The 11,971-nt window shown below is 32.0% G+C and carries 12 protein-coding genes, 1 other RNA gene and 1 other annotated feature; of the genes, 3 read left to right on the top strand and 10 right to left on the bottom strand.

Annotation, left to right across the window (positions count from 1 at the left end; translation table 11 throughout):
• The 4 genes from RR430_RS07825 to hslO form a co-directional block, all read right to left on the bottom strand.
• Positions 1–787, bottom strand: a 787-nt coding sequence (locus tag RR430_RS07825) for an amino acid--tRNA ligase-related protein (RefSeq protein WP_332508879.1), incomplete at its 3' end; no start/stop codon positions are given.
• 39 nt (positions 788–826) lie between these two features.
• Positions 827–1,034: a binding site (T-box leader), on the bottom strand.
• Positions 1,035–1,076: 42 nt separating this feature from the next.
• Positions 1,077–1,700, bottom strand: coding sequence for a pentapeptide repeat-containing protein (locus RR430_RS07820; protein ID WP_332488558.1), 624 nt, complete (start codon positions 1,698–1,700; stop codon positions 1,077–1,079).
• Positions 1,672–2,682 (bottom strand): tRNA dihydrouridine synthase DusB, encoded by a 1,011-nt coding sequence (gene dusB / locus RR430_RS07815; RefSeq protein WP_332488556.1) that lies wholly within the window; start codon positions 2,680–2,682, stop codon positions 1,672–1,674. Before dusB ends, RR430_RS07820 begins: the two co-directional genes overlap by 29 nt.
• The gene (hslO, locus tag RR430_RS07810) at positions 2,670–3,557 is read right to left on the bottom strand and encodes an Hsp33 family molecular chaperone HslO (RefSeq protein WP_332488555.1); all 888 of its coding nucleotides are present in this window, start codon (positions 3,555–3,557) and stop codon (positions 2,670–2,672) included. Before hslO ends, dusB begins: the two co-directional genes overlap by 13 nt.
• Positions 3,558–3,716: 159 nt before the next feature.
• Here hslO and RR430_RS07805 point away from each other — a divergent pair, with 159 nt between their 5' ends.
• Entirely contained in the window at positions 3,717–4,391 is a 675-nt protein-coding gene (locus RR430_RS07805; RefSeq protein ID WP_332488553.1) for an alpha/beta hydrolase, read from the top strand.
• Between the two features lie 150 nt (positions 4,392–4,541).
• Here the strand turns inward: RR430_RS07805 and RR430_RS07800 are convergent, their stop codons facing one another.
• The 4 genes from RR430_RS07800 to hflX all read right to left on the bottom strand — a co-directional run bounded on the left by RR430_RS07800 (position 4,542) and on the right by hflX (position 8,417).
• Positions 4,542–5,741 carry a cytochrome c biogenesis protein/redoxin gene (locus RR430_RS07800; protein WP_332488552.1) on the bottom strand — a complete coding sequence of 400 codons (1,200 nt, stop codon included), beginning with the start codon at positions 5,739–5,741 and terminating at the stop codon, positions 4,542–4,544.
• An 18-nt stretch (positions 5,742–5,759) separates the two neighbouring features.
• Positions 5,760–6,599 carry an undecaprenyl-diphosphate phosphatase gene (locus tag RR430_RS07795; RefSeq protein ID WP_332488551.1) on the bottom strand — a complete coding sequence of 280 codons (840 nt, stop codon included), beginning with the start codon at positions 6,597–6,599 and terminating at the stop codon, positions 5,760–5,762.
• A gap of 70 nt (positions 6,600–6,669) precedes the next feature.
• Complete coding sequence (locus RR430_RS07790; protein WP_332488550.1) at positions 6,670–7,164, bottom strand: ECF transporter S component; 495 nt, start codon at positions 7,162–7,164, stop codon at positions 6,670–6,672.
• Positions 7,164–8,417, bottom strand: a complete 1,254-nt coding sequence (hflX, locus tag RR430_RS07785) for a GTPase HflX (protein WP_332508876.1) — start codon at positions 8,415–8,417, stop codon at positions 7,164–7,166. The genes RR430_RS07790 and hflX overlap by 1 nt, the downstream gene beginning before the upstream one ends.
• 179 nt (positions 8,418–8,596) lie before the next feature.
• On the opposite strand from hflX, the gene RR430_RS07780 reads away from it, so the two are divergent.
• Positions 8,597–8,881, top strand: coding sequence for an HU family DNA-binding protein (locus RR430_RS07780; protein WP_332488548.1), 285 nt, complete (start codon positions 8,597–8,599; stop codon positions 8,879–8,881).
• Positions 8,882–8,928: 47 nt separating this feature from the next.
• On the opposite strand, the gene RR430_RS07775 is transcribed toward RR430_RS07780, so the two are convergent.
• Both RR430_RS07775 and RR430_RS07770 read right to left on the bottom strand, forming a co-directional pair.
• Positions 8,929–10,842: a DUF2207 domain-containing protein gene (locus RR430_RS07775; RefSeq protein WP_332488546.1), complete on the bottom strand. Its 1,914-nt coding sequence runs from the start codon at positions 10,840–10,842 to the stop codon at positions 8,929–8,931.
• A gap of 40 nt (positions 10,843–10,882) precedes the next feature.
• A complete protein-coding gene (locus RR430_RS07770; protein WP_332508874.1) occupies positions 10,883–11,434 on the bottom strand; it encodes a LemA family protein in 552 nt (183 codons plus the stop codon).
• Positions 11,435–11,578: 144 nt separating this feature from the next.
• Here RR430_RS07770 and ssrA point away from each other — a divergent pair.
• Positions 11,579–11,926: a transfer-messenger RNA gene (ssrA, locus tag RR430_RS07765) on the top strand.
• Positions 11,927–11,971 lie beyond the last annotated feature (45 nt).

The following is an 11,971-nucleotide window of genomic DNA, read 5'->3' as shown; positions in this document are numbered from 1 at the left end:
GATTATGTTTTGTATCCATACCTTCATTACGGAATAAACGTCCAATTTCATATACGCCTTCAAGTCCACCAACAATTAATCTCTTTAATGGTAATTCAGTTGCGATACGAAGATAGAAGTCCATGTCCAATGTGTTGTGATGCGTTACAAAAGGTCTAGCAGCTGCTCCACCAAGAATTGGTTGTAGTACTGGTGTTTCAACTTCTATTAAACCTTGTCCATCTAAATAGTGTTGAATAGCACGAATGATACGTGGGCGTAACATTGCAACCTTACGACTGCTTTCATTCATGATTAAATCCACGTAACGACGACGGAATCTTTCTTCTACATCTTGTAAGCCATGGAATTTTTCTGGAAGTGGACGAAGTGCCTTTGTAAGATGAGTGTATACCATACACTTAACTGATAATTCACCTGAATCAGTTTTCGCAACTACCCCATCAATCCCAATAATATCCCCAAGATCACTTGCCTTAAAGATTTCATAAACTTCCTCACCAACAACTCCCTTGTTGATAACAATTTGAATTTGACCATCACGATCTTGAATATGCATAAATCCTAATTTACCCATACGACGTTTAGTCATAATACGTCCAGCTACTTTAACATGTACATCAAGAGTTTCTAATTCTTCTTTTGTTTTTTCACCATACAATTCTCTTAATTCTAAAGAACGGTGCGTTCTTTCAAAAGCTGCCCCAAATGGAGCTATACCTTTTTCTTTTAATTCCTCCATCTTTTGACGACGGATAACTTCTTGTTCTGATAAATTTTGTTCCATAAAAACCTCCTTTTTTACAAATAAAAAACTCTACATCCTAGTAGGGACGAGAGTTATCATCGTGGTACCACCCTAATTCATGTTGCAATCACTTGCACCATCTTAGCGACTTTTTAAAGTCATTCTTAACGCGAACTAACGTTCAACTCCAAGTCTTTTTTTCTTTTATTATCCACTTGCCTAATCACACCAACCTAGGCTCTCTTAAAGTTACCAAATAAAATACTCTTCTTTTCATCGTTGATTTACGATTTGATTATATCTATTTTTACACCACTTGTCAAAAAAATTAGTCTACAACATCTATTCCTAACAGCGATGCTAATCGAATCGCTTGTGAAGAATTAACTTTTATTCCTTTTAAACTACTTAAATCAACCGTTATACCTTCCAATATAGATGTTGAAAAATCTATCCCTTGTAAGGGAGTCTCAAAAAATTCGCTTTTTGTAAAATCACATTCCTTAAGTTCAATTTTCTTCAAATTAGTTTGAAACAATCGTGTTTCTTCTAAATTAGTATTTATAAATCTTATTAATTCTAATTTACAATTTGAGAAATTACTCATACGTACTAGACATGAATCTATTTCTATATTTTTCATTATACTTTGAAAAAAATTAATTCCTGCCATCTTACAATTCAAAAATTTACAGCGATGAAAATTAACCTCATTAAACTCAACAGTTGAAAAATCACAGTTTTCAAAAATACAATCAAGGAATTCCTTTACATCTATTTTGGTTAAAGTGAAATCTATTTTTTTAAAGTGACAACTATCCACTCGACACTCTTCATCCATATCCATAGTTGGATTTACTTCAATTAGTTTATTGTAGAAATCCATCTCTAGTATACAGGAATCAAATGATGCTGGCTCAAGGCTATTGATTTTCGGTTGTTCGATTTTCATATTCAATATCCCTCTCTTTTAAAAACGATGCATATTCACCAAATAAATTTTCTAAATCATGAATCGTTTTAAGTTTAGCACACTCATTTTTAACACGAGCACTAAATGGCATCCCTTGAATATACCACGGAGCAAGTCCACGCATTTGTTTCATTGCTACTATTTCTCCACGTAAAGATGTCAATCTTTTAGCGTGATCTATTCCCATTTGTAATCTTTCTTCATAATTTGGTTCATCACGATTTTCTTTATTAAATGATGCCACCATTTCTTTAATTAGAAAGGGATTCCCAATTGCACCACGTCCAACCATGACAGCATCACACCCAGTTTCTTCAATGCGTTTATAAGCATCTTGAACACTACGAATATCACCATTCCCAATAACTGGTATAGATACAGCTTCCTTTACCTTTTTAACCCATGACCAATCAGCTTCACCTTCATACATTTGTCCACGTGTTCTACCATGAACTGCAATCGCACTAACACCTACTCGTTCTAATTCCTTCGCTAGTTCTACGCAGTTAATAGTCTCTTTTGTCCACCCTGAACGAATTTTTACTGTAACAGGTTTTTTAACTGATTTAATAATTGCCTCTACTAATTCTACTGCATATTCTGGTTCTCTCATTAACGCTGATCCTGCATTCGATTTTACAATCTTATTAACTGGACACCCCATATTGATATCTATAATATCACACTCAGTATTTTGATCTAAGTATATTGCGGCTTGAATCATTGAATCTTTATCATGCCCAAATAATTGCATTGACAAGGGATGTTCAGTTTCTAATATCTTACACATTTCCAATGTTTTTTTACTATTAAATCCTAGTGCTTTATCACTAATCATTTCAGTATAAACTAGACCTGCACCATACTCAAAACATATCTCCCTAAACGCACTATTACTTACTCCTGCCATTGGGGCAATTACAATGGGATTCTTAATTTCTATATCTTTTATTTTCCACATGAATTTCTAAACTCCAAGATAAATTTCAGTTCATCTTCGCTAAAATCATATGTTTTATTACAATACTCGCACTTTACTTGACAGCCATGATCCTCATCAATCATCTCTTGAATATCCTTTGCATCAAGAGTTGTAAGCGCTGCTTTAAAGCGATCTTTATTACAATCACAACGCCATTGAAGAGGACTCTCTTCTAATATTTCTGTATCCACAAATAACGCACGTAAAATTTCTTGAGGTGTTTGCCCCTCATTAATCAATGTGCTAATCGGTTGTAATGATGCTACTACTTTTTCTACTTGTTCAATATCTTCTTCTGTTGCATCTGGCATAATTTGAATTAATAATCCACCTGCTGCTAGACAACTATAATCCGTATTTACAAGTACACCCACTGATACCGCTGATGGTGTTTGTTCTGATACAGTAAAATAATAAGCAAAATCATCACCAATTTCACCTGATTGTAATGCAACTTGACCTGTAAAATCAACTTTCATTCCCATTGATTTTGTTACTTTCAAATAACCATCAGTTCCTACCGCAAGCCCTACAGCTAACTTATTATTTTCATTGTATTTTAAATAGATTTGATTGTCCCCAACAAATCCTTTTACATCACCTTTTGAATTACACTCAACCATGCATGTTCCCAATGACCCATGACCATTGATTTGAATCATAATTTTATCATCTTCGTTTTTCAACATTCCCGCCATAATCGCACCAATAGACATTACTCGACCTAATGCTGCTTGTGATGTTGGCCATAAATCATGTTGAATACGTGCTTGTTCACATAACTCTGTTGTACGTGCTGCATACATTCTTACTTTGCCATTCAAGGCAATCGCTTTAACTAAAATATCTTTCATAATATATACTCCATTCGCTAAATGATTATATCATAATCTATTAAGCACTTCTATTGCCACACTATCTAAATAAAGCATTTAAAGAGTTTCACAACAAAATCACATCTTTATGTATTAGAATATAGATAGCACATATTAATACTAGAAAAGGAGCTATATATGAAATTATTTAACTCACGCAAAAATAAACCTGTTATTGTTTGTTTCCATGGATTTGGAAGAAGACGTAGTGATGAATTTATTCCATTAGTAAAAGCATTCAAAGATTATGAGGTAATAACACCAAATTTTTATGATTTAACAGATGAAACTGACAATGATTGGACACATTGGATTAACCGAGCTGAAAGTGTTCTTACAGACCTTGCAAGTGATGGTAGAAGAATAATCATTATTGGTTTTTCAATGGGCGGAGTAATCGCAAGTTATCTTGCAAATAAACCAAATGTAGAAAAACTTATATTGTTGGCTCCAGCATTTGAATACATCAACATTGGAAATGCAACCGATCTTGTAACATCTATCTTTGATAAAAAAGAAAAAGAAGAATCTCCATATCCTGAAATTCCTTCTTCATTTACAATCGCCTTTGTTAATCTAGTAAATAACTGTAAAATAGCTGTTGAAGATATCCATGTACCAACATGCATTTTCCATGGATTAGAAGATGATGTTATTCAATACTCATCTAGTAGAAAATTCTATAAGAAAATTCCTGCAACCGAAAAGCATTTATTCTTAATCGAAGATGTACATCATCGTATCTTAGATGATTCTCATCACGCTAAATATACAATTGAATGTATTAAACAATTTATTAATGATGAAAAATAATATATTCTACATTTTTATTATTATGATTTGTTCAAACTTAACATTTAATTTAAATGAATACAACTAATTCTTCACCATTAGAAAAGATTACTCTTTCCATAACCAACACTTTACTTGCGTTATCTACTTTAGAGTAATCTTATCTGTGTTTTAATTTGCTTCTTTTGACTGTGCCAATATATCTTGTAATACTTCTTTACCTGCAGCTCCTGGCAGATATCCAAGTAATGATCCATCAGTTCTATAAATAAATGATGTTGGATATGAATTTACACCATATAGATTTGATACTTCTCCAGTATCATCAAACAAGAAAGTCATATCTTCAAATTCATTATCACTAATGAATTTTTTTATACCCGCTTCATCAGTTTCTTGGCCATAACCAGGTCTTGTAATTACTAGAATCTTTAATCCTTCATTTTCATTTTGAAGTTCTTGAAGAAGTGGTAATTCTTGTTTACAATAACCGCACCATGTCGCAAAGAATGTCACAAAGATTGATTCTCCTTCATAATCCTTAAGAGAATGTTCCTCACCATTTTGATCCATCAAAGTAAATCCATAGGTATCTATCTCTTTACCTTCAACTACATCTGTTTCTTCTTCACTAATATCTGGTGTAGGTTGTTTTCCAACACTCTTTTGTAAATCGACAATATCTCTTGATGATGTAAATATCATCCAAATACCCATAATAAGAATGATCGCTCCACCAACCATTACAGTATACTTTATTACATTTTGATGTTTCTTTAACAGATTTAATACTTGTTCAGTAAATAATCCTAAAATCAAAAATGTAACAATGAATCCTAATGCATATGCTAGGATATAAAAATTACCCATTAATGCACTAGATGCACTTGCTGCCAATATTAACGCTGATGATAACATTGGTCCAATACAAGGAGTCCAAGCAAAACTAAAGAAGAATCCTAATAAAAATGCCTTTAGATAATTCATTGATTTTAAATCTAACTTAATTGGCAACCTATACTCTCCTTTTAATAAAGGGAAAGACAATACATTTAGATGAATTAGTCCAAATACAACCAATATCATTCCACCAATCATTGATAATACTAATTGATATTCAAGGAAAAAATCCTTAAATGCCGTAATCGAAATTCCTGCTATAAAGAATACTGTCGAAACCCCTAAAACGAAGAATAATGTTGTGAGAAATACTTTGGAACGCTTGTAAACAATGTTCCCTTCCTCATCAACACTCTTTGCCTCAGATGTCAAATAACCGATATAGAGTGGAATTAACGGTAATACGCAGGGTGAGAAGAACGAAAGTACTCCTTCTACAAACATTGCGAATATCGTTATTTGTGAATTCATTAAATTTTCTCCTAACTACTATCTTAAAAACGCAAAGTACAATAAGACAATGACTCCTAAAATAATTCGATAGTAACCAAATACTTTAAAGTCATGTTTACGAATATATGACATAAATGTTTTAATTGCAATAATTGATACAATAAACGCTGTGACCATTCCTACTAATAAGATTACAATACCAGTAAAATCTAAAGCCATTTTTAACTTAATCAGTTTTAATAAGCTTGCACCAAACATCATTGGAATTGCTAAAAAGAATGAAAACTCTGCCGCAACTGGTCTAGCACATCCAAGTAATACAGCTCCAAGAATAGTAGATCCACTACGAGAAGTCCCTGGAACTAGCGCTAATATTTGAAATACTCCTATTAAAGCTGCCGTTTTATAATCAAGTTGTGATAAATTTGTAATCTTAGCATGTTTTTTTCTAGATTCAATCCACAAAAACGCAAATCCATAAACGATCAACGTAATAGCTACTACCACTGAGTTATATAAAACTGAATCAATCATATCATCAAAAAGTAAACCAATAATCGCTGCTGGAACTGCTGCAATTGCAACCTTAATCCATAAGTTCATTGTATCTTTAAAATGATTAGGATTCTTTTTATTTTTGCTAAATGGATTTAATTTAGAAAAATATAATAGAAGTACTGCTAAAATACTACCTAATTGAATAACTACCATAAACATGTCTACAAATTCTTTATTCATCACTACATCTGCATACACTTGCATTGGTAAGAAATCATTAACTAAAATCATGTGTCCAGTACTACTAATTGGTAACCATTCTGTAATACCTTGAACGATACCTAATATAATTGCCTTTATAATTTCAAATATGAACATATATCCACCTCATCATACTTGGATATTATACCATATCCATATAATTTACATCTTACAAATTCGCAATAGTTTACTTTCTGTAATTTTCAGTTAATTGTGATACTTTTTTAAGTAACACTAATGCTATGATTGCACCTGCAATCCCTTGAATCACATTTGCTGGTACTGCAGACAATGAAACTAGTGCATCTGCATACATAACCCACTCTGCTAAGAAATAACCTGAAACCATGATAATTGTTGCGCCAACATAAGCAACCCATTTTATTTTATTACCAAATTTCATAAATAATATTGATACAAATACTGCTTCAATTCCTTTAATTATTAATGTTGGAATAGCATATTGTGCATACCCACCTATAACATCAGCTAATGCACTTCCAATACCACCAACTACAAATGCATAAAATGGATTTAATACTGAGCTAAATAACATCAACATTGAATCACCTAAATTAAAATAACCACCTAAATTGTTAGGAACTTTAATGTACATAGTTGTTACAAACACTAATGCAGTAGCTAATCCTGTTAGTGTTATTTCTTTTATATTTTTATTCATCATTTTTCTCCCCTAATTTGATATTTCATAATCTTACTTACAATCTCATTTGAGCAGGTAACACTTATATGCTTACCTACCTCTCCATCTTTAATAAACTCTACTGTACTGTTTTGTTTTAAATATTGTATGATTGCTAAATCACTATAAGGTATTAAACATTCGATCGTTATATCCTTTGGATACAATAGTGTTTCTATTTGATCTAGTAATTCAATAATCCCTTCACCTGTTTTACATGATACATAAATGCCATCTGTTTTATCTTTAACAGAAACACAATCCATCTTATTATACACTTTTATTACAGGTATTTCATTGGCATCTATTCTTCTTAGAGTGTCATTGGTTGCATCTACTTGCATTTCATATTGTTCATTTGAACAATCAATAACGTGCAGTAAAACAGATGCCTCTTTAGCAGCTGATAATGTACTCTTAAAAGCTTCTATTAATTCTGATGGTAAATCTGATACAAATCCAACAGTATCAAACAAAAGAAAATCTTTTTTACTATTAAATTTAACATTGCGTACACTTGTATCAAGTGTCGCAAATAACATATCTTTTTCCATCACTAGTTTTTCTTCATCTTTTGTATTCTTTTGCAATATTCTATTCATTAATGAAGATTTTCCTGCATTAGTATATCCTACTAACGCAACCATTGGTAAATTCGATTTTAAACGTTGTTGTTTTTGAATCTGTGTTTGAATTTCAAGTGAGACCAATTCTTTCTTTAATTGACTTATTCTTCTCTCGATATCTCGACGATTTAATTCAAGCTTAGTTTCTCCCTTACCTTTGTTTTTAACACCAGAGCCACCACGTTGTTGATCATTAGATGTATCTTGCATTACTAATCGAGGCAATTCATATTTTAAGCGTGCCATTTCCACTTGAATTTGAGCTTCTTTTGTTTTAGCTCTTTTAGCAAATATCTCTAAAATTAATCCTGTTCTATCAATAACATCTACTCCACAAGCCTCATTAATATTACTTATTTGTGATGCTGATAAATGATTTAAAAACAAGACTTTATCGGCTTCTAAAATTTCACATTGTTCAGCGATTTCAACCAATTTACCACTACCAACACAAGTGTGCCTATCGGCATATTCCATATTTTGTGACATAGTTAAAACAACCTCATAATCACAAGCCTCAGCTAACCCGATACACTCATTTAAAGCATCGTTGAATGTATTCTTATATTTTATGGTGTTTATACCTACTAAAATTACTTTTTCCACACTCAGCCTCCTGTCAACTTTTTTAGTATACTACTAAGTAATTTTAAAAACTACATTTACTATTTCTTAATTATTACAAAAAGGTCAAATATTACCATAAAACAAGTGTTTTTTTGTATTTTCTTGCTTTATTTTTCTAGAATTGTGATAGAATTAATTTATGGAGGATATACTAAATTATGGCAGATGTAAAAACAAAAAAGATCTACGCTGAAGAATTAGCAGCAGAACTTGGACTAACAAAGAAAGATGCAACAACAGCCGTTAACTTCATTTTTGATTCAATGGCTAAAACAATGAAAAAAGGTGGAACAGTTGATATCAACGGTTTCGGTAAATTCACTGTTAAGAAAAGAGCTGCTCGTGCAGGAATCAATCCACTAACAAAAGAAAAAATTAAAATCAAAGCTTGTAAAGTACCAGCATTCAAAGCATCTAAAACTCTTAAAGATCTAGTTAAATAATTTAATAAGAAAAGTTGTGATACAAATTGTATCGCAACTTTTTTTGTTTACCATCCACCACCAGATGAACCACCAAATCCACCGCCAGAGAAGCCACCTCCGCCAAATCCACCATCAGATCCGCCGAATCCTCCTCCACCAATGTCGCCACCACGACCAGTACCAGCACTAACTGGAGGTATTGGATGTTGTACAGCTGCCATATGGGTAGTCATAGAATGAATCATTCCATAATGCATATATGGATAATAAGAGCTACCTGTATACCATGTAGGTGCAGGAATTTCTAAATCTTTAAAATGCTCACTCCACACATCACTTAATCCTAAAGCATATGCATAAGGTAGTATATTAAAGAAGTATTGTGGATCTTCTCTAACTAACATATCTAAGCGATCTTTTTCAGCTACCATTATGAATTCTTTTAACCCTAGTATTTGACCATAAAGTTTAACCCCTAAAGGAGTACGTTTTAACATAAAATTAGAAATTATACAAATCGCTATAGTAATAACTAAACTTATTAAATACAAGAACGTGAACCCTAAACCAAGTAAAGCATAGATTCCAAATGAAATTAAACCCGCCATAAATACAAGTAAGAATCCGCCAATAATTAATCCATATTTTGAAGGTCCTGATGATTGCCAACGTTGAACACCTAGATTTTGAAGTGTACACCCTATTGTAATTAAAACGACAACAACTAACATGCTTATTAGCGAACCAATAATACTATAACTATATGAATAGATTGCTACTGCCAAATATGCACCAAGCGGCATCCCTGCTAATAATCCTACTAAAAATCTAATTACAAATGAATTATCATAATAAATTTTTCTCTTTTTCGTATTGTAATAATCATTTATACTTTTTTTAGTATTCATAAAATCTTGATATATTTCTGTTGATATTTGACTAGTAGTAACAACATCCCCACTCTTAAATATTCCATTAAATAATGTTTTTTCATAATAGTGAGATTCATCATCTAAGTCTTTAACTTTTGTAAATTCTAAGTCATCTTTATCTTCTCGTAAAGTTATAAAACCTTTATTAGCCCAACTAAAGATAAGCGATGTAACATCTTGATTATCAACAACTCCATCAATGATATATCCAACACCAGCACTACTAATTCCCTTAGGAGCTGTAAACTCAACTGTTTTAACTACTTCACTATCTTTACCATATTTAAAGAATAAATATATTACACCAAGTAATAACGCTATACTACATCCAAAGATTAAAAAGATAGGTGTTTGAAATGTTGGATATACAAAATACCCTTCAGGCAAATCTAGTTTAATTGTAATTCCTCTTCCTTGTGAAATTACATCATTGAAACTACCTTCTATTACATTCCCATTAACTTGATACATAAGTGCATCACTTACATCTTGTCCATCAGTATAAAAATACAGTTGGTTTAAATCAAATGGTTTTGGCATTACAATCTTAAAGGTTACATGATTAATATTTGTATCCCATCTATCGGAAATAATATTTTGATAAAAACTTTGAATACCACCAAGATCTAAATCCTTTGAATGGACGCGATATGAAATTTTATAAGTTTCATATTCGTTTGCATAATAATCAGAACTTCCTAATCGTGTGACCACTCCTTTGTCTTGATAATCTATCTCAGAATCATGGTTTGATAACACTTCTACATGGTCAATTGGAAAGTTATAATCTTTTAGAATTTCTTTACCATCAATAACCCAACTCACATCTTCATAATATGAAGGTGTTTGAATATAGATACCATGTAGATACTCATCGAAATGAACATCTAATGTTTCAGTAATATAGTATGTTCCATCCTCTTTAACTTCAATTTGGACATCGTATTGCTCTATATCAAAACCCTCTTTAGCCATTACTGGCATACTGAATGACAAGAAGAATACTATTGATGCCATTAATACTAATAATTTTTTAAATTTATTCATAGTACCTCCCTAATAAGCAAAATATCGCTTGCGCGATATTTTAGAATTGAACTTTAACGTTTTCGCGTTCTGTTTCGTTACTAACCTCAAACATTGGTTCTTTGTGGAAACCAAACATACCCGCAATTAAATTACCAGGGAACATTTCAAGTTTTGTATTAAATGTTTTTACAACTCCGTTGTAATATTTTCTAGAACTAGCAATTTCGTCTTCCATTTGTTTAATTTGAGTTTGTAACTCAATAAAATTTTGATTAGCTTTTAAATCAGGATAACTTTCTGTTAATGCAAATAAACGTCCCAATACTCCAGCGAATCCTTTTTCAGCCGCAATCTTTTCATCTATTGATGAAGCATTAACAGCTTGATTTCTAGCGCTAATAACTGCTTCTAATGTTTCACTTTCATGCTTTGCATAGCCCTTAACTGTTTCTACTAAGTTAGGAATCATGTCATAACGTTTCTTTAGATAAACATCCATTGTCGCAAAAGCTTCTTCAACTTTGTTTCTCCAAGTAACAAAAGAGTTATATGAAGATATTAACCAAACAACAATTAACGCAATAATTACAATTACAATAATCCATGCCATAATTTACACTCTCCTTTTATACCACATCATTATATCACATCTCATATTCAATACTATTAAATGTTATTTTTTATTATCTGCCCTACCTATCACAATTATTGTTTTTGACTATCAAATATGATATAGTATGTGTGCTCCAATTAAGGGGTTGTCATGGTTTCGACAGGTTTAAGTTTGATTTGAACTGCAGTGGAGTGGTGACCTAATCACCAAACAAAAATAACTGGAAATAACAGATTATCATTTGCTGCTTAATTGCCTAAATACTGGCGCAGCATCCCTAGCTTAAAATTGTCATTAGTTTTAAATTAGCGTATTCATAATGAATAAGGTGAAGCCTTGCTTGGTGGTGGATCCCGACAATACTTACAAGCAAATTCAATCTTTGTTGGCTCGCTCCACTTGATTGTCTTACTGATAGCGAGATAAACTGTAGACGTTCAAATGTGGGACTACTCTTGGACAGGGGTTCGACTCCCCTCAGCTCCACCAATTTAAAAATGTGCATAAAATCAATCGATTTTATGCTTTTTTTAT

The sequence above is a fragment of the Anaerorhabdus sp. genome, from assembly GCF_036641015.1.
Classification (GTDB): Bacteria; Bacillota_I; Bacilli_A; order Erysipelotrichales; family Erysipelotrichaceae; genus Anaerorhabdus.
This window is presented reverse-complemented; position numbering and strand designations above follow the sequence as displayed.